The following is a 22504-nucleotide window of genomic DNA, read 5'->3' on the forward strand; positions in this document are numbered from 1 at the left end:
CCTTTAGTTTTTGGAAGCTTCTATTGAAATAGGCTCAACGACTAGAGCGATATTTTCACGACAAATAATTCTGACTGCGGTACCCGCCTCAATAATGCTGCCATCGCCAAGCGCTGGCCATTCACTACCTTGAAACTCCACCCGCCCGGGTGTTTGCCCAGGACCTATGGTCTGCTTTACGCGAACAATTTGATTGTATAGTTCGATTGCTTCATCCGTGTTATCCACATGGGAATCACCACCAACGAGCTTCTGAGTGACTTGTCTGAAAACCAATAACAACACAATGGCAGAGATAAACCACAGAGTCATGCTCTGCACGACACCTTCGACCAGTCCTATGCCTAACGCACCTGCCACGACTAAACAAGCCGCACCCAGCAACACTATTATGCCACCTGGAACCACTATTTCGGCGAGCATTAACACTAAACCAACCACTGCCCACACTAAAATCGGATTTGAAAACTCCATATTTCCCCCTGAAATGAGAGTGTCCTTTACTGCACTATAACAGCAGAGTTTCGGATAATCGACATAATATGTCAAAATTTACCCTGTCAAAACGCACACTCAATCACCTATGACTTAATCCTCATTCTCCCATATCCGCCCACGAAAGCCGTTAGGTTGTTTTAAAATTAAGCATAATCAATTCAAAAAGATAGCAAGCCCCCAATCCACAAGCGGAGCAATAAAAATAAAAAACATTAAAAATCAATTATCTAAAAATAAAATCCCTCACTAATGATTATGTGATTTTGACAACAACATTCGATAAAAACTTTGAATAAATGTAAATTTTTGCATATATTGCCCCCACTTTTGAGCAAGTCCTTTGACGTACACTCGCGCTAGGTTTGAACTTACCCATCAAACCATGACATAGGTCAGAGAGCGGATTGAGTAAGACACGAATTAACTTCGACCTATACAACAGGAAATAACAATGAAAAAAACATGCCTATGCCTAGCACTAATGCTTTCTCCTCAAGCATTTGCGGGTGACTTAGTACAGTGGTGGGATTTCAGTGCAACAGCCCTCTATGGCGAAGACTACGATTTAGCGCCATCGGATAAACAAGCCACTATCACATTGGAAACAGCTGGCGGTTGGAAATACGGTGATTGGTTTGCCTTCCAAGATTTTATCTATTTCAAAGGTAACGACACGGGCATGGAAAGCACTACCTATGGTGAAATTTCGCCACGTTTTAGTGCCAGTAAAATTCTTGGCGAAAAAATAGTCTTTGGCCCAATAACAGACTTGTCTCTAGCGTTAACCTATGAAGAAGGTGAAGGCCCAGTCCACAGCCTACTTTACGGTTTAGGGGTTGACGTAGCAGTACCATACTTCACTTATCTTAACTTTAATACCTATCGCCGCGATGGTATGAGCACTGGTAACAATAGTGACGGCTGGCAGTTCACTCCTGTATTTCGTATCGATATCCCTGTTGGATCTGCCAACATAGTACTCGATGGCTTTATCGACTGGGTATTTGCCACCGACGATAACGGCTACGAGGAAAACTTCCATTTCAACCCACAGCTAAAATACGATCTCGGTAAGAGCCTGTTCGGTGATCATCAAGCCAATAAATTATTGGTGGGTATCGAATACGATCTGTGGACCAATAAATACGGTGTGAAAGGCGTCGATCAAGACACTTACTCTGTGATTGCTCAATACCATTTCTAATCGGTATCGGCATAGTTTTAAAGCAACAAAAAAGGTGCCATTGGCACCTTTTCTATTCTGAGCACTCACTTTGCAGGGGAGTGTTGCTTAGCTTACTAAAAATTAAGCTAACAATTTTTTCGCTGCTGCAACCACGATAGAAACCGCACTCACTTCAGTTTTCTTCATTGTGGCTTCATTAGGAATTTCTTGTTGGGTGCGGTTTACAATCACACCTGCAACGCAGGCTGCACGCCAACCTTGAGTAGCACACATAGTGAACAAAGTGGAAGACTCCATCTCATAGTTCAGTACGCCCATATCTTGCCATTCTTTCATTGAACCCGCGAAACGACGCGTTACACGGCCTGTGACAGTGTCATAACGCTCTTGGCCTGGGTAGAAAGTATCAGAAGAAGCTGTTACGCCAATGTGTGGCTCAACACCAGCATCGCGACACGCTGCAACCATAGCAGTGGTACATTCAAAGTTTGCAACCGCTGGATATTCCATAGGTGCAAAATGTAAGCTTGCGCCATCTAAACGCACTGAAGCTTGAGTCACAATCACATCACCCACATTAACATGAGGTTGGATTGCGCCTGTAGTCCCTACACGCAGGAAGGTATTCACACCTAATTGTGCAAGTTCTTCTACTGCGATAGAAGTCGATGGACCACCGATACCGGTCGAACACACTACTACTGGCTTGCCATCGGCATACGCTAAATAGCTTGTATACTCGCGGTGGCTAGCAAGAAACGTCGCATTGTCCATTAGTTCGGCAATACGTTTTACACGCTCTGGATCACCAGGAACGATTGCTAAGGTTGCACCATCGAGCATCGCTTTGGTCAAACCTAAATGAAATACATCAGCCATTGTGAAAACCCCTTTCATTTTTGATAATTAAATTCTTATAAAATCGACTTTAACCTAGTATCGAAGCGGTGAAGGTTAACTTGATCACAGAATTATCGGCAAGAAGTAATTGTTTAGTCGTAATGAAATTACCAACTACACCAGCATCTGCTCACAAGATAGCAAATTTGCCCATATTTCGAATGTCAGTCTGATTTATACCAAACAAAGTGTGAACCAGATCCTGAACTCATGCCAGAGGCTGTGGCAACAAACACCTAAGATACTGATTTAAAATAGATTAAAATAAATCATCCATTAGTATTAATCTAAGTGACCGCTAAAAGTGATCTAAGTCACGTTTAACGACTTGGTATAAGGTTAGGGTTAAGGCGTAACCTGAAGTGTAGTAAATGACGACAAGGAGAATGCCGATGTTTCCAGAGTACAGAGAATTAATTTCCACCCTGAAAACCCAAGATGCTCATTTTCAACGTAAGTTTAATGAGCATAATCAGTTAGACGAGGAAATCAAACAACTGGAAAAACGTGTCGCCAGTGATTTCAATCCGACAGTGAAAGAACTCAAAAGCAGAAAGTTACACTTAAAAGAGGAAATTTATCAGATCCTCAAATCCCACGAGTAATCCTACTATTACTCTAAAGACAAATAAGGGCGCCTAAGCGCCCTTATTAATGTCATCACAATCGCTTACAGATAGTAATCCTTCAGCGGTGGGAAACCGTTAAAGCATACTGCTGAATACGTCGTCGTATAAGCCCCTGCGGTTAACCAATACATACGGTCGCCAATGGCTAAGTCATTTGGTAAGCCATAGCTATAGTGCTCATACATGATATCTGCACTGTCACAGGTTGGGCCGGCAATCACGCATTTATCCAGCTCGCCTTGACGCTCAGTATAAATCGGGAACTTAATCGCCTCGTCCATCGTTTCAATCAAGCCAGAGAATTTACCCACATCGGTAAACACCCAACGCTCTAACGCTGTGTAAGATTTTTTGCTGATCAGTACCACTTCAGACACTAAAATCCCCGCGTTAGAGATCAACGAACGACCTGGTTCCAAAATAATTTGTGGTAAATCATCACCAAAATCTTCCTTCAGGAAGTGAGTTATTTGCTCGGCATACACACCCAATTGATTGGTTTTATCAATATAGTTAGCAGGGAAACCGCCGCCCATATTGATCATCTTCAAGGTGATATTGTGCTCATCACGTAGACGGTCAAAAATACTTTTCACTTTACCAATAGCGGAATCCCAAGCACCTATGTCACGTTGCTGAGAACCCACATGGAAAGAAATACCAAAAGGCTCTAAGCCTAATTCCTGTGCCAATACTAATAGCTCATAGGCCATTTCGTTTTGGCAGCCGAATTTACGGGATAACGGCCAATCAGCGGTATCTGTACCTTCGGTCAGAATACGCACATAAATACGTGAACCCGGCGCTTCTTCAGCGATCATTCGCAAATCGGCTTCTGAGTCAGATGCATACATACGCACGCCACGCTCATAAAATGCACGCACATCTTGACGCTTTTTAATCGTATTACCATAGCTGACTCGATCGGTTGTCACACCGACATTCATGACCATATCTAGCTCATAAATCGAGGCAATATCAAAGTTTGATCCTTTATCTTTTAGTAAAGATAAGATCTCGGCCGCGGGGTTTGCCTTAACTGCATAATAAACGTTGGCGTAAGGAAAACTATTAACCATGTCATCGTATTGTTTCGCTATGATACTGGTATCGATCACGACGAACGGGGTTGCTTTGTCTTTGGCAAACGCTTCAATACGCTTGAATGTGTCCATATCATAATAGTCAGCAACATCAATAGATTGAAATTGGCTCATTGGGCCAGAGTCTCCTTTGGGTCAGATAGATAACAGTAAGTGTGATGTAGTAAAAACGTGCGCAGTAAACGATATTTTTTCGCTTTACGCAACGAATTTTTATGCTGTATTAATAACTTTTTATTCCACAACTCTTTAAAGAACTGAACCATCAAAAAAAGGCGCGATAAAACAAATAATTATGCACACAAACCCTAAGGTAAATTTGTGTTCATTATCAGAATAAAAAGTGAATTTTTTACGACGTTATCGGAAGGGAGATGGATAGACTGGCTGGAGCCAAAATATCCATCTAAAAACAGTTATCTTGAAGTAACAATTACACAGCGAAAAGAAGACTAATGGATGCCTTAAAATACGTCCGTTAAATCGAGTTGTTACTGCGGCTGATTGAGTTTTGCGAGGGCTTGGTTCAAGGCTTCACTGGAATCAAAATAGGCAATGTCCAAAATGTTACGCTGCTTGAGCAATATCATAGTGGCCATATCTTTGTTATCAGGTAATAAACGACTGATCTCACCATCCCTATCTAACCCAATCGCAAAAGGTAAATCTTGCATCTGTGGCACAGCCACAAATTTAGCGATCAAAGAAGGCATACCACTGATATCGGCAACATAAACTAAACCCGTTGGCATTTGAGTCGCGCTCAAGGGAGTAAGTGCATCCTTTATCACATCACCGCCTTTCATGCTGCGACTAAAGAGCAGCACTTGAGTCTCATCAGTCACATTAATGGTTTTATCATTTTGGTCGAGAAGTGAAATGGGATTAATCGCATCTCCGGCAACATAACTCGCAGCATACGCCCAGATTGGGGTTAACAGACAAGACAAACATAACAACAGCGTTTTCATAAACACTCGACTCCATTATTGGATAGGCGAACAGCATACCTGACTCCCCCTATCGACTCATTAAACCAACCACGATTACATGATACGCTTCACACATGAAGGGCGAAAAGTATTTGGTGGAATTTCTACGCTAGAATCGCACAGTTAACTTTATTACAAGGATATCATAATGATAACACCTGGACTCGATCAAGAATTGCAGCAACTACAAGGCGTTTATCAACTCATCACCGAGTTTTTAGTCACCTATAGCTTTCAACTCGTAGGTGCTTTGCTGATCTTTTTGTTAGGTTTATGGGTAGCCAGTAAAGTATCACGCTTAGTCGCTAAGCAATTCGACAAACACAATATCGATATCACCCTAAGCAATTTTGTCAGCAATCTTATCCGCATTTTGATCATAGTCATGGTCGGGATTATCGCCCTCGGCAAAATCGGCATCAGTATTACCCCTATGGTTGCAGCAATTGGTGCTGCCTCCCTCGGCGCAGGTTTAGCCTTACAAGGTATGCTAGCGAACTATGCCGCAGGCGTGACTATTATCGTCACCCGCCCTTTTTTGGTAGGCAATACTATCGAAATCAAAGGGGAAAGCGGCGTTGTTAAACGTATCCACTTAGGCATGACCATACTCACCAATGAGGAAGGCGAGCAAATCAGCATTCCTAATAAGCATATCGTCGGTGAGATCCTGCATAATTCCTTTAGCAATAAGCTAGTCGAAACCCAGTTCAATCTCAGTTACAACACAGATCCCGAACGAGCCATTAGTGTGATTACTGAGTTATTAAGCAATAATCCCTATATTTATCAAGAGACCACACCTAATATCGGCATCAATGGTTTTAATGCTATTGGGATTGAAATGGGGGTTCGTTACTGGGTGCCCACACAAAGCTATTTTCAACATAAATATAAGGTGAACCTCGCTCTTTATAACGCCCTTAAGCAGGCAGGAATCGAGATTGCCTGCCCCATTAGAGAGATCCATCTGCAAGATAAATAACGTTAATGCCCATGGGATTGGTCGATCAGCCTAGCCCAAATTGTAAACTTGCATTCTTGTAAAAATTTACGTTTACTATACTCCCAAATATCGATAGTGATGGACTACTATGTTGTTGATACTCATAATTATTGCTTTTATTGTACTGTTTATTTTTTTCGCTAAATATCAAAAAAAACAAGTGCAAGCTAAAGCACTTGCCGCAGGTGATCCTACTGCGCTACTCAATCATGGCTTAACACTGATTAACCAAGGCGAAGTCAACTCTGGCCTAGATTATATTCAGCAGGCAGTCGATAAAGGCTTAGCCGTTGCCGCCATTGCTATGGCCGAACTTTATTCCGGTCGATTCCCACAAGTTCCCGCCGATCCCAAGGCATCTAACGATTGGTATAAAAAAGCCGCCGAAATAGAGCCTCAATATTTACCCATGCTCACACTACCTAATTTGCTCTCTTCTGAGTCGCAAACACTCGATGAGTTAATCGCACAGGCAGAACAGCTCAAACCTAATGCCGAAGCGGGTCAAGCCGAGTTTCAATATGAGCTTGCTTACTTGTATCTAAGCCAGCCCTTTCTCGATCCCGATGCTAGCCAAGCAATTTACTGGTTCGAAAAAGCCGCCGCACAAGAAAACCAAAGAGCCTATTACCATTTAGCCACACTCTACTGGCATGATGAGCGCGTCACTTCGGACTATATCAAAGCACGTGAATACTTTGAGAAATCCGCAGCCGCTGATTATGAATTAGCAAAAGATGATCTAGGGCATATGCTTGCTGCAGGCCAAGGTGGACCTAAAGATTTAGCGCGTGCAGAGGCATTACTTAGCGAGCGCGCCGCAGACGATGATTTCCGCCAGTATTATCTTGGTAAACGTTTCCTCTACGGTGAAGATTTTGCTGTCGACTATGACAAGGCGCGCCATTGGTTAAGCCAATCTGTCGCTAGAGGTAATGACTTCGCTAAGATTGAATTTGCTCATCTTTTACTGAAAGCGCCACAAAATGAAAGTGATTACCAACAGGCTAAAATTGACTTTGAAGAATTCGCACTTAAGTGGAATGAAGACGCACTGCTAGGCTTAGGCAAGATTTATGAGCAAGGTTTAGGCGTGAGTCGCCAACCAATTAAAGCGTTAATGTATTACCAGCTCGCGGCCATGAGCAATAGAGCCGATCATCTAAAAGAATTAGCCAGATTCAGTCAGCAACTAGGTACCTTAGAGATAAGAGAGGCTGAGCGTCTACGTGACAGTTTCTTGCATCAGCATCCAATCCCCGCTGAGCAACAACAATATTTTTATATCTATAAGGCTGCATCATTTTTAAGTGATGAAAAACCCACTCAAGAGGCTCTACAAGCGGCAGAAGCTTGGTACGTCAAATCGGCAGAGCTAGGTCATGAAATTGCTATGCGGGAACTGGTCAATATTTACGGCGCAGAACAATTAAATAAACCTATACAAATGTTTATTTGGTCTAGTTTATTGCTACGTCATTTTGGTAAATACGGGATGAATAGCGCTCAACGACTCCATCAAAACACCGCAAAATCATGTTTAACCAAATCCGAACTTGCCTACGCCGAAACTCAAATTGAGGCTATTGAAACCCAATTAACGCCCTATCTTGAGTCGGATAGGTAAGTTTCCTAGCAGCGAATGAGCCCCAGAAAAGGTTTGGTCAGATTTAACAGGCCAAACCGTTTGGTTACAAAATAGAGTGAATTTATAATTACTTAAAAAGCACAGTGGATGTATAAGCACTACAATCAATTATTGACCAAACCTGCGCAGCTAAACGACTCAAAAATAAAATATAGTCAGGTTAACTGCCCAGCCCTAAATTAAAACTGACCATTTTAATAGGCAAGATGTATGAGGCTGATACTGATCATTGTCATTTCATGCTTATTTCTGCCCCAAGCAAGGGCAGAAACCTCTGCCGTTGTCTGGCAAGCACACTGCCGCGATAGGCATCCTGTTATTTATGTCGAAAATGGTGAGTGCAAAGGCCCAGGTGCAGCTGTCATCAATGAAGTCATCGCCCGCCTAGGTCACAAGATAAATTGGAGTAATGTGCCTTGGGCACGCACAATTAAAGTGGGAGAAATGGGACAAGTCGACCTAATCCCTGTCCATTCGATGACGCCAGAGCGCAACGATTTTCTAGACCCTATGCTGCTGGGATACGACAAGCGCTACGTCTATTACTTTGCCCTTGCGAATAGACAACTTGAAGTCAAACATTTCGATGAACTAAAACCTCATATCATTGGCGCACTTAGAGGCGCTTTTTACTGTCCGCAGTTTAATGACAATCAAAACCAACTAAAAGTGTCTTTTGTTAATGATAACGGTCAGTTAATCAATATGTTGAAGGCTGAGCGTATCGATTTAGCCATCACCTCCGAACAGCATGAGATGCAATTTTTTGCCAAAGATCCCCAACTCAAACAGATGGCATACGTAGATATCAGCAAAAATGGCCGCTATTTCAGTATTCCGCTCATGTCGCCGCAGCATCAATATGCCAAGCAAGTTCACCAGATAGTCGACGACATGCGTACCTCAGGTGAAATTACTCAACTATTTAAATCCTACGGCGTCGAGCCTCCACTTAATCTCACTGAATCGCCCTTAGCAACTCACTAATCTGAATGCTGATAACCCAAAACTAACTTGGAATTAATTCGATCGAGCGGCTAAATGCCGTAACAAGGTCGCCAGTGTTGGCGCAACTGCCTGATGGGAGGGATAACACAAACCAATACGACGGAACATTCTCGGACCATCAAATTTCACTTGCTTGAGCCTAGGCTCATCTTCAATCAAACCATCGGGTAAAAAACTCACGCCAAATCCGGCTAACACTAGCGACATCACGAGAGACTTAGATTCGGCCTTAGCGACCAAATTAAGCGACATATTGCTGCACGCCAATAAACCTATCGTTTGCTGATGGGCTTCACAGGGTGGGCACTCAATAAAGTCAAAGCCATTGAGCTGCTCGGGGCGTAGGCTATCTACTTGGGCGAGGGTATGATCCTTGGGGACGCAGAGCACATAATCCTCCTCCCACAGCGGAAAAAATACTTCATCTTCATGGCGCAAGCTGTCGATGCTTAAATGGCAATCTGCAGGGCTTTGATAGTCCACCAGCTCCAGATCTAGCTTATCAATGGCTTGATTCACCTGTTGTAAAAATCCTGCCAAACGCCGCTGGCTTAAGTCTGGCATCACAGCCAAACGTAGCTTTTGCCGGCTTGCCTTCGCCATAAACAAGCCTGGTAACTTACTCGCCTCCTCGACTAATTTAACCGCCAAAGGGTATAGATAGTGCGCGCTGTCCAAAGGTTTAACGCCTTTTTTGCTGCGCTCAAATAACTGACCACCAAGCTCTTCTTCGAGTTGCTTTAACCCAGCAGACAGTGAAGGCTGGCTCACAAAGCAACGGTTAGCCGCCGAGGTAATATTGTTCTCTTCAAAAATTGCGATAAAGAAACGCAGCAAACGCAAATCGACCATTTAATCTTCTCCGACAACCGACGAGTTCAGCACAAATTTCAACAATAGTGCCATAGGCTGAGCCTATCATATCCAGCTGGAATAAGTATTTTTCGACTGAAAATCCCCAGACTATACTGGTTAACAAGTTCAAGACGCCGAACAACAGTTTGTTTACGGCTTACATTGGCTCCAATTAATAGGAAATACTAATGAATCAAGTTACTAAATCACTGGTTGTCATCACAGGCGCTTCATCGGGTATTGGCGCCGCTATGGCTAAAAGCTTTAGCGCTGCAGGCCATCCGCTGCTATTACTGGCACGCCGAGTTGAAGCAATGCAAGCGCTTGAATTACCAAACAGCCTTTCTATCAGCGTCGATGTCACCGACGGCGCAGCTATTAAAACCGCCATAACCCAAGCAGAAGCACAATTTGGCCCGGTCGGCTGTCTTATCAATAACGCGGGAGTCATGTTACTGGGCCAAATCGATGTGCAAGATCCCAACGAATGGAGCCGCATGCTCAATATCAATGTGATGGGCGTGCTTAATGGTATTCATGCGGTATTAGCCGACATGAAAGCTCGCAAAACTGGCACTATCATTAATGTCAGCTCAGTGGCGGGGCGTAAAACCTTTCCAAACCACGCCGCTTACTGCGCTACTAAATTTGCCGTGCACGCCTTAACAGAAAACATTCGTGAAGAAGTCGCCATGGATGACGTACGCCTTATCACTATCGCCCCCGGCGCAGTAGAAACCGAGTTGTTGAGCCATACCAAGCGGGTTACCATGACTGGAAAGAAGAAATGGGCGGCGTTATCGCCCCTGAAAACGTCGCCGCTGCTGCACTGTTTGCATGGCAACAACCGCAAAATGTGTGCGTACGCGAAATCGTTCTAGCACCAACGCGCCAGCAACCTTAATCCGTTCTGAGTCTACTTTTATCTAAGTTATCTTGCTTCGAAAGACAACCAAACCTATCCCCAAAATCAATAATGCCAGAGTCAACTCTGGCATTATTTACTTCCCAATAAAGCCTGCCAAACAGCTGCTAAGTTTCAACATCACTACTTTAGTGAGTGCATATTTTACAAAGTGTTAGCTTAATCACAGTCCATTTTTTGTGCTTTAGGCGCAAAACTCGAAACTCAAAGTTATCAGCGCTAATTTAGCACGTTGACTAGTTCATTGTTTTTAAATAATAAAAAAAATAATCACACCCTTCTATAACATTATCAATTAGATTTTTATCAATGAACTTTTTATCAATTAGATTTTCTTAATGAAAGTGATATACCTCAAATTTACACACCGTAGGATTTGATAAATTAATTTACAAAGTGGAATCAATAAAAACACTTAACCAACAAATAAATGTAAATGATCACGAAAAGTAAGGAATGAGATGATGAAAACGTCAACTAAGATAGCAATTGCCATGGCAGTGATCGGCAGCTTGAGTATTAATGCGTATGCCGCAGAGGGAGGTAATCCAAAGAAAGGTAAACATTTGTACAAAAAAGAATGCAAAGCCTGCCATAGCCAAGGCGGTGAAGGTGGTGAACTCACGCCAATGGCCAAAACGATGAGCCAGTGGGATCGCTTCTTTGATAAAGATAAGCACAAATTCAAACCAGAGGTATTCAATGGCCTCTCTGAGCAAGACCTCAAGGATATACAGCAATTTTTGTATGACCACGCCGCCGACTCGGACCAACCCCAAACCTGCGGTTGATCTCTGCCAACGTTATGGCCTAAGACAATGGTAGAGAGCTCCCCTGCAACTGCTCACTAACACATTGAATTAAAAATTAAAAAACCAATTCGAGAAAAATGGGGAACACACCTCAGGGACTCCTATTGGGTAAATTTGGCGAAATGCACTTAGCGCAATCATGCCAACAGAACAACTCTGGGAGAAACCTTATGCGTACTCTTATCTCAATCCTCGTCGCCAATGCCTTGTTTATGTCAGGCCAATCTTTTGCTACACCTAATGATGTGCAACAGGAAAATCAAAAAATTACCGAGTTAAAACAGAAGCTTGCCGATATTACCGAGCAATTGGATGATCTCAATAATCGCGTCGACAAAACCGAGCGGCACACATCGTTAGACCGCCTTGAAATTACAGGTGATTTCCGCACTAAAGCTCATTCACTACATTACCGCGATGTTGTCTGGAATCCGGCCATCAAAGTCAATTTCAACGACTTTGGTGCCAAAGCCATGTCCGGCGCTTTCGGTATGCCCAACGATCTCAACTCCCCACTAGGGAAAATGATGCAAGCTAATCCAGACCTTGCTGCAGCCTTCCAAAATGGCATGTTACAAGGTGTTATGCCCTATGTGCTCGCGCCCAAAAGTGTACAGGACATAGATAACGATATTTTTTACACCACTCGCCTGCGGTTAAATCTGAAAGCTAAGGTATGGGATAACGTCAGTTTTGCTGGCCGCCTCAGTATGTATAAAAACTGGGGTGACTCTACCGGAGTTCAAGTATTTGATTCTTGGCGGTCTTTCACTATGGATGGTACCAGTAGCGGCAATACCAGTGGTGACTGGCTGCGGGTTGAACGCGCCTATTTCGATTGGAAAAACATTAATGGATCAGAGTTTTATCTCTCCATAGGTCGTCGCCCTTCCACCTATGGTCCACCCAGTCACTACCGCGAGAATGAAATGCGTGGCGGCACACCTTCAGGACATTTAGTTAACTTCAACTTCGATGGCGCCACCTTAGGCTACAACCTAGGCGAAATCACAGGTATCGAAGGCCAAGTCGTCCGTTTCTGTTACGGCCAAGGATTTGAATCACAATGGGGAAATGGCGAAATGTTTGGTGATATTGTCACCAAGGATACTCACCTTGGTGGCTTTAATATCGATGCGATCAACGATGGCACCAACTTCCTCCAGTTCACCCTGTTTGGCGCCAAAGACGTGAACGACGGCTTTAAAGGCACCATGGCCTTCCCTACCCAACTGGCAGGGATTTTTGCCCCCACCATGTATCAAGATATGCAAAAGTTCGACAACTTTAACTTTGTTACCCGAGTACAACCCAGCGGGGCTATCGGCGACATGTATCTAGGAGGAATTGGTTTTGCGCGCGAAGAGGCAAACGATATCAAATGGTTTGCATCATTTGGCTGGACTCGCGCCGAGCCTAACGGTAACGCCGGCATGTTTGGCGGCATGTTATCCGATGCCATATTTGAAGCCGAGCTAAACAGCACTGGTACTGAGATTATTATGGTGCCAAAAACCAGTGACGATACCGAAGCCAAAGACGGTTATGGTATTTATGTCGGCGTACAAATTCCTGCTCCCTACGGCAAATTGGGTCTGGAATATAACTACGGCTCCGAATATTGGACGCCTTTTACCCAAGCACAGGATGACCCTATTGGTAGTAAGTTAGCTACCCGAGGACATGTAGCAGAAGCCTATTACATCTTTGATATTAACCCCAAAATGTTTATCAAACTTGCTGGCCTCTATTACGACTACGAGTACACAGGCAGCGGTACACCTGTGGGTGCTCCACAAAAAATCGACGATGTGCTAGCTGGCTCTGCTTATTCCATGTTGCCAGTGGTTGATACCGCGTTTGATGTCAACGCCTCACTCACCATCAACTTCTAATCCGTCATTGATAACAACGATCAGCCCTCGGTTACATCGAGGGCGGGAGTACAAAATGAATAAGCTCATCCTCATTGCCTTAGCGGGCATGACATTAAATGCCTACGCCGCTAATCCCCATAAAGAGGCACTTAAAGGCCCGTTTACCACTGGCTCACAGGTGACCACACAATGTTTAGTCTGCCATGAAAATCAAGCGACTGACGTGATGAAAACCTCCCACTGGACTTGGGAGTTAGAACAAAAACTTCCCGGTAGGACAGTCGTAAGAGGTAAGAAAAACAGCATTAATAACTTCTGCGTTGCCATTTCCAGTAATGAACCCCGCTGTACCAGTTGTCACGCGGGTTATGGTTGGAAAGACAGTAACTTTGACTTTAAAGATAAAACCAAAGTCGACTGCCTAGTTTGTCACGACACCACAGGAACTTATGTTAAAGATCCCGCTGGCGCAGGTGAACCTATGGCAAAACTCGATCTGACTAAAATAGCTCAAAACGTTGGCGAACCTGTACGGGATAACTGCGGTAGTTGCCACTTCTATGGTGGCGGTGGTGACGCGGTAAAACATGGGGACTTAGACTCATCCATGTCTTATCCAGACAAAGCGACGGATGTGCATATGGATAGCGACGGTAATGACTTTCAATGTCAGAACTGCCACACCACTGAGAAACACATGATCTCAGGTAATGCTATGGGGGTTTCACCCGGTGGTGTCGACCATATTGGCTGTGAAAACTGCCACGAATCAGCACCGCACGCGAACAAAAAACTCAATACTCATACAGCGGCAGTTGCCTGTCAAACCTGTCATATTCCGTATTTTGCTAAAAACGAACCGACAAAAATGCGCTGGGACTGGTCAACGGCTGGAGATGATAAAAAAGAAGCACTCGACCAATACGGTAAGCATACCTACCAAAAGAAAAAAGGAGATTTTGTTTGGGAAAAAATGGTCAAACCCCAATACGCTTGGTACAACGGCACAGCCAATGCTTATATGGCAGGAGATAAAATGGATCCGAGTACAGTCACTAAATTGACCTATCCCATTGGGGATATAAATGATGCCAAAGCAAAAATCTATCCTTTCAAGGTGCACACGGGTAAACAGATTTACGATAAAAAACTCAATATTTTTATCACACCGAAAACCTATGGCAATGGGGGATTCTGGAGCGAGTTTGATTGGAACTTAGCGGCAAAACTAGGAATGGAAGCGAACACGACTATGCTTGAGAAAGGTATCAAATATAGTGGTGAATATGACTTTGCAGCCACTGAAATGTGGTGGCGGATAAACCATATGGTGTCACCAAAGGAGCAAGCATTAAATTGTAACGACTGCCATAACAAAGGCACAAGACTCGATTGGCAAGCCCTAGGTTATCAAGGTGACCCGATGAAAAATAAACAAGGGCCAAAACACAAACAGCCTTGATTGAATCGTTCACTGATTTGAGCATCACAGATATCTTACTTTTAGTAAGGCATCGAAGTGAACACAACTGATGAACCAAATCGAGTTCCCGGTAATACCCTTTGAGATCTTAGTTTTTACTAAGCTCTCTTTTTTTATTATCTTGTTACTCTCACCCAAAAAGACAATTAGACTCAGCCATTCTTCGGCCTTGCCCCAGTTTGTCTCATTGAGTGACTCAATACGGTAGTTTGACTCCGTTTACCCCCCAAATCATCTGATTTTTATGGCATTTATTTTGCGTAGTCATAGTGTGTTCAATTACGGCAATCAGTATGACCTCGGGCAAAATTTCCCAAACAGTATCCAATCCTTCATTCAACCGTTTACTCGGTGAAACCAGTGGCGCTTTTGCCGACTTAGGCACTTTTTTACCTTTAGTGCTAGGGCTAATTGCCCTCAATCAATTTTCGCCCCAAGGGATATTTTTGGGGTTTGGTCTATTCGCTATTCTCAGCGCGCTGTTTTACCGTCGCCCGATTCCGGTACAACCGATGAAAGTCATCGCTGCACTGGTGATCGCTCAGGGCTTAACCCCAGGCATGTTGCAGGCAAGCGCCATGTTAATGGGCATTATCCTGTTAATTCTCGCCTTTAGCGGCGCCATCACTTGGTTAGCCAAACAGTTATCACAAGCTGTGAGTGTTGGCATTCAACTCGCCATAGGTCTGCAACTGATGTGGATGGGCACTAAGATGATGAGTGAATTTTGGCTGGTTGGCGTGGGGGCATTTGTACTGTTATTTATCAGTAAATTTTTGCCGCTGCGCTACCTTGCCATGCCCTTAGTCATAGCAGCGGGGATGATTTGGCAAGCAAGTACACAAACTAATTTAGCCACTAACTTTGATATTCAAGCAGTGACAGCGCCATTTCAATTGGCTTGGCCGACATCAGTTGAATGGACCTCTGCCGCCCTTTTGTTGGTTTTGCCACAACTGGCATTAACTTTAACCAATGCGGTCATTGCCACGTCTGTAATGGCACAGGAGAAATTCCCTGAAGATGCCGCCAAACTCACACCCAAAAACTTCGCCATTAGCTCAGGTCTTGCCAACTTATTGCTCGCGCCCTTTGGTGCCTCGGCCATGTGCCACGGTGCGGGCGGACTTGCGGTGCAATACCATTTTGGTGCTCGCACTTATCTGGCGCCGTTAATTTTTGGCAGTACATGCTTAATGATAGCCCTATGCTGGGGTACTAATATCGCTTGGCTATTAAGCCTTATTCCTATGGCAATCCTCGGCAGTTTACTGACCACTGCGGGGCTGCAATTAGCATGGTCGAAACGCTTAATCGATGGTAAGCCCTTCTGTATCTTTGTGATTTTATCAACCGCGGTGACTTGCCTCGCTATCAACGCCGCTGCGGGACTTGCCGTGGGGATAATTCTGGAGCAAGGTCGCCGAACTTGGGCCATGTTGGCCATGCGTTAATCGCTTCCGACTCGCAGTAATAAGGGTTCCCAAAAACAAAAAACGCGTTAAACAACGCGCTTTTTGTTAACCATTCAAACCTCTTCTAACAAAGCTACAGCAGGCTAAAATGTTCTTGCAGGATTGGTCGGTGTGTCCTTTTGCGCCAGCGCCCATTTAGCAATGGCATCTTTACGCATAAAGCCTACGTTAGTGTGACCTTTAGCGAACTGAATAAACTTATCTAAAGCGGTCACAAGTCCAGGAGCGCCACCAATACGGTCGTGCACACTGATCGACATCATCCGTCGCTGCGTCGAACCTTCTTGATAGAGCATATCGAACTCATCCTTTAGTTCCTGCAAAAAGGCCGTGGCCGTCATAGCAGTGTTGCCACCAAAACGTCCGATATCATTGTTACGTAAAGTGTAAGGCACAACCGCAAAAGGCTTATTTCCTACTGGGATAATTGAAGGTTCGTCCCGCGATAGGTCATCAATGTGATAAATAAAACCTAAGTCCTGCAAAATATTGAGGGTTTGAGTGCTGTGGCGCATCCAAAAGGCATTAAAACCTAAGGGGCGCTGACCTGTGATCCTTTGCAGCGTCTCAATACTCGCCACATAGGAGGCGCGTTCCTCTGCTGGCGACATGCTGTATTGTGGCGTCCACGTTTGTCCGTGGCCCGAAATCTCATGCCCCTCATCTGCAACTTGTTTGGCAAGTTGAGGATGTAGCTCAGCGGCGCGCCCAACCATGTGAGAAGTCACCTTGATATTGTGCTTACGCCACAAGCGCAGCAGCCTTGGAATGCCTTCGTTCATACCGTAGTCGTACCAAGTCGGGGTGATGGTATCTGGATAGCCCTTTTCTATCGGCGGAAACGGCCCTTCGGCATTTTTATCTTGAGCACCTGCTTCAAACTGCATTGAGATTGAAATCACTAACTGCTCACCACTTGGCCAAAATATTTTGTTCATACCACTGCCACCTGAACTTTTGGAGTCATTTTCTAAGGTATCTAATGATGGTAAACCAATAGCAAGCGCCGTTTGGCTTAGGCCGAACCCAGCAGCGATGGCGCCACCTGCCATTAAAAATCGTCGACGTTGATTCATGATTGAGTCCCTGCAGCTAATTGAGAAAATAGCGTTTGATAATCTTCGAGGTGCCAGTTATCTGTGATGAAACCATCCCGTACTCGATACATGTCAACAGCACGAAAATCGATTTTCTGCCCTTGGCCTTTTTGCTCACCAAAGACACCAGTGAAGCGGCCATTAAAACGCAGACGCACCACTGCACGATCGCCAACGACTAGCAAATGCTCAACTGAAACAGAGAGATCGGGGACCGCTGCCCTAAATGCCTTTGAGGCTTCGAGTGGACCCGTGATTCCCTGTGCGCGGCCAGCGGGCAGAGTACGGTCGATAAAACCAGTCGCCAATGCGCCGTGGGCAAAACTTGCATCGCCCGTGTGCCAAAAACTGGCATATAACAAAGCGGCGCGGGCGATAGCTTGTGCCTGCGGTGATTGATCAGAAATCGTTTCCATTGCCGCCACTTTTGGCACTAACGCCGCTCGCACTTTAGCACTATCCTGTGTTGTTGCCCCTTGAGCGGCTAACGCATCCATGCTCAGACTTGCTAAGCTAAAACCCACAATAGCGATACCTATAAAGCCTGAAAACCATAGACTTAAACTGAGCCAAGCGGGTAAGCGCTGAACATACAAAGTGTTAACCCGATCCATTATGCCACCTCATCGTCAGCGGAGCGGATGACGGCTCTCAATGCTTCGTTGTGTGTAGGATAATCTGTATAACCCGCTGCACTACCGCCAAACAAGGGCCCTTTGTCGAATGCAGATAAAGGCAATTGATGCATTAAACGGTAAGGCAAATCAGGATTTGCAATAAAAGGTCGACCGAAGGCAACTAAGTCCGCATAACCGTTATCAATCACTTCATTGGCACGCGCCACATCATAGCGACCCGCAACAATAATGCTGCCCTTAAAGACTTTACGCAGCTCGACTCTAAAGGACTCTGGCACCTGCGGCGCATCATCCCAATCAGCCTCTGAAAGATGTAAATATGCCACGCCCAATGCCGATAAATGCTTAGCAGCTAACAGAATAGTGTCTACAATTTCAGGACACGCCATATCTTTAAACGTCACGTAAGGGGCGAGGCGACCCCCGACTTTATTGGCACCAATTTTCGCACTCACGGCTTGGACAATTTCGAGTAAAAAACGAATGCGATTTTCCTGAGTACCGCCGTAGGCATCAGTTCTGTGGTTTGAATTGGTGCGTAAAAACTGGTCAATTAGATAACCATTGCCACCGTGAATTTCGATGCCATCAAAACCCGCCGCAACCGCATTCACTCCCGCCTGTGCAAAATCGGCCACAACGCGGTCGATATCCGCTTGCACCATAGCCTTAGGTTCTGGGCAATCCACCATTTGCCCTTCAGGATGCGCTTCATCCACAATCCATACTTTAGTGCCAACGGGCGCAATAGCTGATGGCGCAATCGGGGCATTACCCTGCTGAAAAATCGGGTGCGATACACGGCCAACATGCCAAATTTGATTGAAGATTTTACCACCAGCCTGATGCACTGCCGCGGTGACTTTTTTCCAGCCCTCAATTTGCTCCGCGGTATACACGCCCGGCGTAAATGAATAGCCTTGACTGTCATCGGATATTTGTGTCGCTTCTGTGATGATTAACCCCGCCGAGGCGCGCTGGGCATAATATTGCGCCATCAGATCATTAGGAATATTGCCTGGCTGCGTAGTACGCGCCCGAGTCATAGGGGCCATCACAATGCGATTGTTTAATGCCAGTGACGCTAATTTGTAAGACATGAATAGACTCATACACACTCCGAACCAGAAATTAAGATGAAACATCAGTGGTGCAATTGTGCATTAGTTAATCTATATTGATAATCAGGCTATTATTAAAATCATTTTCAAAAATAATTTGATATGTATCATTTAAACGATCTGCAATTAGCGCTGCGTATCGCAGCCTTAGAAAGTCTCTCGGCAGCCAGTAAAGAAATAGGCATGACGCCGGCAGCGGCAAGTGCCGCGCTGCAAAGATTAGAGAAAAAGCTAGGATGTCAGCTATTTGCTCGCTCGACGCGGCGCTTACAGCTCACAGAAGAAGGGCGGATTTTTCTCGATTCTGCGAAACCCGCACTGGCGATTCTCGAAACCGCCAGCGCCAATTTAGCCGAACACAGGGGTGAGCTTAAGGGCGAAGTACGCCTCGCCTTACCTTCGGATATTGGTCGCAGCCAGATCCGTGCTTGGCTCGATGAATTAATGGACTGCGCCCCAGAACTGACAGTGCAGCTGTATTTTGGCGATCATATGACAGACTTAATCGACCAAAATATCCATTTGGCTTTGCGCTATGGCCAACTTGACGACTCAAACCTTAAAAGGCGTCAGCTCGCCATGACCCCAAGGGTACTGGTCGCCTCACCCGCTTATCTGGCACAACACGGCACACCAAGCACGCTAAATGAACTGAGCCAACACGCAGTACTGATCTTAAATCGCGGCGGTGAGCCGTGGCAGAAATGGAAGTTAAGTCATAACGGCGCGCCCGTTGAAATCGAAGTCAGAGGCCAACGTTTCTGTAACGATGGCGCAGTGATCCGCGACTGGGCACTCTCAGGTCGTGGAATTGCCTATAAGAGTTGGCTCGATGTGGCGCAAGATGTGACCGAAGGCAGACTCCACTTAGTGCTAGCCGATAAAATAGCCCCGCCGATCCCACTGCAATTGGTATACCTACAAACCGATTATCCCAGCCATAAGATCCGTCGCACCATAGAGTTTTTAGTAGAAAAGCTCAGCCAGTTCTCCCAAAACTATCCACTGCCCTAAATTACAAACGTCCAAAGTATCCTAATAGAAAACCACGATAAACAAGTGGTCATGTGAAGAAAATAACCACCATCAAGTCGTTGCTAGATGATAGAAAACTAAAAGTAAATATGCCTTATAGGTTTAATGTCGTTGAGATGATGTAGTACCTGTGTCAACCAAAATGTAAGGCCAGAATACTCGAAATCAACGTCACTAATAATGCAAACGTAATGATAAAGCTAAAACGATATCAAGCAATTACCACCAAAGTTGTATAAAAACCACTACCCTGTCAAAACAAATTCCTATAGCATCATTCACACCAATTAACATCGTCGTAGTAGCCAAGTCGAACAAGTGATTTATGTCTCGCAAACAACGCTACACATTAATACTCAAACGTTAAGTGAAAGCATAAATTCAAATATGGATAAGAAAGCGAAGAAAATATTATTCTCCACCTACTGGAAGAATGGATGGATAGACTCAAAAGATAGACTCTTATCTGATGGAGATTTTGAGTACGCAAAGTCACAAGGATTGATGTTTGATCCGATTTCGATTTCTCACGATGACTGCATAGATACCATTGCAAAAGTAGTAAAAATAATATCCAGAGCACAAATTGCTAAAGGTTTTTTAAGTAGCCTGACAACTCGCCGCTTAGACTTAAGATCTTCTTTATCATCCTATTCAATTGCCAAAAATATCCCAGAGCATAAATATACACCCGTTATATCCGGCACTTCATATTCCGACGGAAAACCAACTTCACACTCCTACACCTGCGGTGTATGCCGAGACTGCAAATACGGGATAAGGGGTAGTCACAACTATAACAACACAGATATAAACGTATTGAATTTCGAGCGTATCAAATGGGGTGGTGTCCGTCATGGCGATATTTTATATACATATTTTGACTTAAACCAATTTATAAATACGGATATCCCTGACCCAACTGATGAAGACTTAAATTGTTTCAAAGAAATATTAAACACTATCGAAAGTTCGGAACCTACTGATTATCCCAGTGCCCTTGAAAAAAGATTGGCTAAGGTCGTAAAGTCCAGTAAAGCAGAAAGGCAGGTATTAATAGAGATTTTAGCCAGTATTGGAGTGTTACGACCAAGGAGCTACAATCGCCCTTCTAAAGGCAAAAATGACTGGGTGTTCGCTGAGTATTGGCGAGGTGAAGATAAATACTGCCATAAAACTGTCGATGAATATTTTGGTAAATATCTACAGTTATGAATGAAGTGGATCAGAGATCAAGCGAAGGCTTTTCCATCCCAAAACTAACCGCAAATAAGGCGCGGGAATGACTCGCTGTATCACAAAAGGTGCGTAATGCGTTTAGAATTAACTCTCAAGAACATGTTGGATAAAATTGAATCTTTAGATTGGAAGTGGGATGTATATATACCTTCTAATAAAGAAATTAATGACTCGATATTATGTCTTGTACTTGACGATGACACAGAAGAAGATCGTGGTATTGATGATGAACCAATTTACCCAACATCTATTGGTTATAAAAGCTTCTTAAGTGTGTCAGATTTGCAAAGTATTAAGAGTAATTTGCTGCAACAAAATTCTGAAGCTGGGTTAAATGAATTAATTAGTGCAGCAAAATATTATTATGAAAATGATGCTTTTATTAATATTAACCGCTAACCAATAAAAGCTGTCGGATGCTCCGGGCTAATGCGCACATTAAGGGTTACTCATAAGTGTATAACCCTATTCCTTGGGAAGAACGACTGTCACCACACAGCCCTGTTGCCAAGGGAGTAACGCTTGCGTGGATTGCTGACAGTTTTCGATTTGAATGCTGCCGTGATGGCGGGTGACCACATCCTTACAGATGGCTAAGCCAAGCCCTAATCCCGCATCTTTGGTTGAGGCAAAAGATGCCATCAACTCACTCGCCTGCCCCTGTAGCCCTTCGCCATTATCAATAACTAACACTTTGATTTCATTTGGATGATAATAGATATCGATCCATAATTGACGCACACGATTATCGCCGCAGGTTTCTAACGCATCTAAGCTATTTTTTACTAAATTGACCCACATTTGGCTTAAACCAACGCTATCGCCCATCAGTTCAAAGGGCTCACCCTGCACTCGCACATTCACTTGCACATTGGCGCGGTCTAGCTCGCGCCGCAACAGAGCTAAAGCTTCTTTCACCACTGGCACTATATCTAAAGGTTCGGTCTTGGCCTGACGCCGCTTGAGTAAACCGCGAA

General features: G+C 44.4%; 21 protein-coding genes and 1 pseudogene. 13 read left to right on the forward strand and 9 right to left on the reverse strand.

Annotated elements, in window-relative coordinates:
* Positions 1-3: 3 nt before the first annotated feature.
* Positions 4-474 carry an NfeD family protein gene (locus L5M10_RS15025; protein ID WP_263255497.1) on the reverse strand — a complete coding sequence of 157 codons (471 nt, stop codon included), beginning with the start codon at positions 472-474 and terminating at the stop codon, positions 4-6.
* Between the two features lie 475 nt (positions 475-949).
* Here L5M10_RS15025 and L5M10_RS15030 point away from each other — a divergent pair, with 475 nt between their 5' ends.
* Positions 950-1702, forward strand: coding sequence for an outer membrane protein OmpK (locus tag L5M10_RS15030; protein WP_263237188.1), 753 nt, complete (start codon positions 950-952; stop codon positions 1700-1702).
* 102 nt (positions 1703-1804) lie between these two features.
* Here L5M10_RS15030 and udp read toward each other — a convergent pair whose 3' ends face one another.
* Positions 1805-2563 (reverse strand): uridine phosphorylase, encoded by a 759-nt coding sequence (udp, locus tag L5M10_RS15035; RefSeq protein ID WP_105251257.1) that lies wholly within the window; start codon positions 2561-2563, stop codon positions 1805-1807.
* 413 nt (positions 2564-2976) lie between these two features.
* Here udp and L5M10_RS15040 point away from each other — a divergent pair, with 413 nt between their 5' ends.
* Positions 2977-3189: a YdcH family protein gene (locus tag L5M10_RS15040; protein ID WP_006083288.1), complete on the forward strand. Its 213-nt coding sequence runs from the start codon at positions 2977-2979 to the stop codon at positions 3187-3189.
* Positions 3190-3254: 65 nt separating this feature from the next.
* Here the strand turns inward: L5M10_RS15040 and L5M10_RS15045 are convergent, their stop codons facing one another.
* Together L5M10_RS15045 and L5M10_RS15050 are read right to left on the reverse strand one after the other, a co-directional pair.
* Positions 3255-4430: a type III PLP-dependent enzyme gene (locus tag L5M10_RS15045; protein WP_105251256.1), complete on the reverse strand. Its 1176-nt coding sequence runs from the start codon at positions 4428-4430 to the stop codon at positions 3255-3257.
* Positions 4431-4807: 377 nt separating this feature from the next.
* Positions 4808-5287, reverse strand: a complete 480-nt coding sequence (locus L5M10_RS15050) for a hypothetical protein (RefSeq protein WP_105251255.1) — start codon at positions 5285-5287, stop codon at positions 4808-4810.
* Positions 5288-5456: 169 nt separating this feature from the next.
* Between L5M10_RS15050 and L5M10_RS15055 the strand changes: the two genes are divergently transcribed.
* The 3 genes from L5M10_RS15055 (at position 5457) to L5M10_RS15065 (ending at position 8949) form a co-directional block, all read left to right on the forward strand.
* Positions 5457-6293, forward strand: coding sequence for a mechanosensitive ion channel family protein (locus L5M10_RS15055; protein WP_263237190.1), 837 nt, complete (start codon positions 5457-5459; stop codon positions 6291-6293).
* A 109-nt stretch (positions 6294-6402) separates the two neighbouring features.
* Positions 6403-7941, forward strand: coding sequence for a tetratricopeptide repeat protein (locus L5M10_RS15060; protein ID WP_263164313.1), 1539 nt, complete (start codon positions 6403-6405; stop codon positions 7939-7941).
* A gap of 231 nt (positions 7942-8172) precedes the next feature.
* Positions 8173-8949: a substrate-binding periplasmic protein gene (locus tag L5M10_RS15065; protein ID WP_263164311.1), complete on the forward strand. Its 777-nt coding sequence runs from the start codon at positions 8173-8175 to the stop codon at positions 8947-8949.
* Positions 8950-8982: 33 nt separating this feature from the next.
* On the opposite strand, the gene L5M10_RS15070 is transcribed toward L5M10_RS15065, so the two are convergent.
* On the reverse strand, positions 8983-9822 hold the full coding sequence (locus L5M10_RS15070; RefSeq protein WP_263164310.1) for a LysR family transcriptional regulator: 840 nt from the start codon (positions 9820-9822) through the stop codon (positions 8983-8985).
* Between the two features lie 191 nt (positions 9823-10013).
* Between L5M10_RS15070 and L5M10_RS15075 the strand changes: the two are divergent.
* From L5M10_RS15075 to L5M10_RS15095, 5 genes and pseudogenes are all read left to right on the forward strand, one after another.
* Positions 10014-10729, forward strand: a pseudogene (locus L5M10_RS15075) (SDR family oxidoreductase).
* Positions 10730-11211: 482 nt separating this feature from the next.
* Complete coding sequence (locus L5M10_RS15080; RefSeq protein ID WP_105251249.1) at positions 11212-11541, forward strand: c-type cytochrome; 330 nt, start codon at positions 11212-11214, stop codon at positions 11539-11541.
* Positions 11542-11732: 191 nt separating this feature from the next.
* Positions 11733-13457: a DUF3373 domain-containing protein gene (locus tag L5M10_RS15085; protein ID WP_263237192.1), complete on the forward strand. Its 1725-nt coding sequence runs from the start codon at positions 11733-11735 to the stop codon at positions 13455-13457.
* A gap of 55 nt (positions 13458-13512) precedes the next feature.
* Positions 13513-14901, forward strand: a complete 1389-nt coding sequence (locus L5M10_RS15090) for a tetrathionate reductase family octaheme c-type cytochrome (protein ID WP_263255498.1) — start codon at positions 13513-13515, stop codon at positions 14899-14901.
* A gap of 314 nt (positions 14902-15215) precedes the next feature.
* Positions 15216-16376, forward strand: a complete 1161-nt coding sequence (locus tag L5M10_RS15095; RefSeq protein WP_263164304.1) for a putative sulfate/molybdate transporter — start codon at positions 15216-15218, stop codon at positions 16374-16376.
* 104 nt (positions 16377-16480) lie between these two features.
* Here the strand turns inward: L5M10_RS15095 and L5M10_RS15100 are convergent, their stop codons facing one another.
* Genes L5M10_RS15100 through L5M10_RS15110 form a run of 3 tightly spaced genes read right to left on the reverse strand, consistent with a single transcriptional unit; the run spans position 16481 to position 19244 of the window.
* Positions 16481-17473, reverse strand: a complete 993-nt coding sequence (locus L5M10_RS15100) for a polysaccharide deacetylase family protein (RefSeq protein ID WP_263164302.1) — start codon at positions 17471-17473, stop codon at positions 16481-16483.
* A complete protein-coding gene (locus tag L5M10_RS15105) occupies positions 17470-18108 on the reverse strand; it encodes an ester cyclase (protein WP_198573044.1) in 639 nt (212 codons plus the stop codon). Before L5M10_RS15105 ends, L5M10_RS15100 begins: the two co-directional genes overlap by 4 nt.
* A complete protein-coding gene (locus L5M10_RS15110; RefSeq protein ID WP_263255499.1) occupies positions 18108-19244 on the reverse strand; it encodes an alkene reductase in 1137 nt (378 codons plus the stop codon). The genes L5M10_RS15105 and L5M10_RS15110 overlap by 1 nt, the downstream gene beginning before the upstream one ends.
* A gap of 111 nt (positions 19245-19355) precedes the next feature.
* Here L5M10_RS15110 and L5M10_RS15115 point away from each other — a divergent pair, with 111 nt between their 5' ends.
* The 3 genes from L5M10_RS15115 to L5M10_RS15125 all read left to right on the forward strand — a co-directional run bounded on the left by L5M10_RS15115 (position 19356) and on the right by L5M10_RS15125 (position 21926).
* Positions 19356-20267, forward strand: a complete 912-nt coding sequence (locus L5M10_RS15115; protein ID WP_263237216.1) for a LysR family transcriptional regulator — start codon at positions 19356-19358, stop codon at positions 20265-20267.
* Positions 20268-20675: 408 nt separating this feature from the next.
* Complete coding sequence (locus tag L5M10_RS15120) at positions 20676-21503, forward strand: hypothetical protein (protein WP_263164300.1); 828 nt, start codon at positions 20676-20678, stop codon at positions 21501-21503.
* Between the two features lie 96 nt (positions 21504-21599).
* Complete coding sequence (locus L5M10_RS15125; RefSeq protein WP_263164299.1) at positions 21600-21926, forward strand: hypothetical protein; 327 nt, start codon at positions 21600-21602, stop codon at positions 21924-21926.
* A 66-nt stretch (positions 21927-21992) separates the two neighbouring features.
* Here L5M10_RS15125 and L5M10_RS15130 read toward each other — a convergent pair.
* A partial coding sequence (locus L5M10_RS15130; RefSeq protein ID WP_263255500.1) for a sensor histidine kinase occupies positions 21993-22504 on the reverse strand: 512 nt, incomplete at its 5' end.

The sequence above is a fragment of the Shewanella sp. SM32 genome, from assembly GCF_025654235.1.
GTDB classification, from domain to species: domain Bacteria; phylum Pseudomonadota; class Gammaproteobacteria; order Enterobacterales; family Shewanellaceae; genus Shewanella; species Shewanella oncorhynchi.

Coding starts and splice junctions, on each gene's coding strand:
- L5M10_RS15085 (WP_263237192.1), top strand. CDS start 11,733: ATGCGTACTCTTATCTCAATCCTCGTCGCCAATGCCTTGTTTATGTCA.
- L5M10_RS15030 (WP_263237188.1), top strand. CDS start 950: ATGAAAAAAACATGCCTATGCCTAGCACTAATGCTTTCTCCTCAAGCA.
- udp (WP_105251257.1), bottom strand. CDS start 2,563: ATGGCTGATGTATTTCATTTAGGTTTGACCAAAGCGATGCTCGATGGT.
- L5M10_RS15045 (WP_105251256.1), bottom strand. CDS start 4,430: ATGAGCCAATTTCAATCTATTGATGTTGCTGACTATTATGATATGGAC.
- L5M10_RS15090 (WP_263255498.1), top strand. CDS start 13,513: ATGAATAAGCTCATCCTCATTGCCTTAGCGGGCATGACATTAAATGCC.
- L5M10_RS15110 (WP_263255499.1), bottom strand. CDS start 19,244: ATGAGTCTATTCATGTCTTACAAATTAGCGTCACTGGCATTAAACAAT.
- L5M10_RS15055 (WP_263237190.1), top strand. CDS start 5,457: ATGATAACACCTGGACTCGATCAAGAATTGCAGCAACTACAAGGCGTT.
- L5M10_RS15105 (WP_198573044.1), bottom strand. CDS start 18,108: ATGGATCGGGTTAACACTTTGTATGTTCAGCGCTTACCCGCTTGGCTC.
- L5M10_RS15080 (WP_105251249.1), top strand. CDS start 11,212: ATGATGAAAACGTCAACTAAGATAGCAATTGCCATGGCAGTGATCGGC.
- L5M10_RS15050 (WP_105251255.1), bottom strand. CDS start 5,287: ATGAAAACGCTGTTGTTATGTTTGTCTTGTCTGTTAACCCCAATCTGG.
- L5M10_RS15095 (WP_263164304.1), top strand. CDS start 15,216: ATGACCTCGGGCAAAATTTCCCAAACAGTATCCAATCCTTCATTCAAC.
- L5M10_RS15060 (WP_263164313.1), top strand. CDS start 6,403: ATGTTGTTGATACTCATAATTATTGCTTTTATTGTACTGTTTATTTTT.
- L5M10_RS15065 (WP_263164311.1), top strand. CDS start 8,173: ATGAGGCTGATACTGATCATTGTCATTTCATGCTTATTTCTGCCCCAA.
- L5M10_RS15115 (WP_263237216.1), top strand. CDS start 19,356: ATGTATCATTTAAACGATCTGCAATTAGCGCTGCGTATCGCAGCCTTA.
- L5M10_RS15120 (WP_263164300.1), top strand. CDS start 20,676: ATGGATAAGAAAGCGAAGAAAATATTATTCTCCACCTACTGGAAGAAT.
- L5M10_RS15125 (WP_263164299.1), top strand. CDS start 21,600: ATGCGTTTAGAATTAACTCTCAAGAACATGTTGGATAAAATTGAATCT.
- L5M10_RS15025 (WP_263255497.1), bottom strand. CDS start 474: ATGGAGTTTTCAAATCCGATTTTAGTGTGGGCAGTGGTTGGTTTAGTG.
- L5M10_RS15070 (WP_263164310.1), bottom strand. CDS start 9,822: ATGGTCGATTTGCGTTTGCTGCGTTTCTTTATCGCAATTTTTGAAGAG.
- L5M10_RS15040 (WP_006083288.1), top strand. CDS start 2,977: ATGTTTCCAGAGTACAGAGAATTAATTTCCACCCTGAAAACCCAAGAT.
- L5M10_RS15100 (WP_263164302.1), bottom strand. CDS start 17,473: ATGAATCAACGTCGACGATTTTTAATGGCAGGTGGCGCCATCGCTGCT.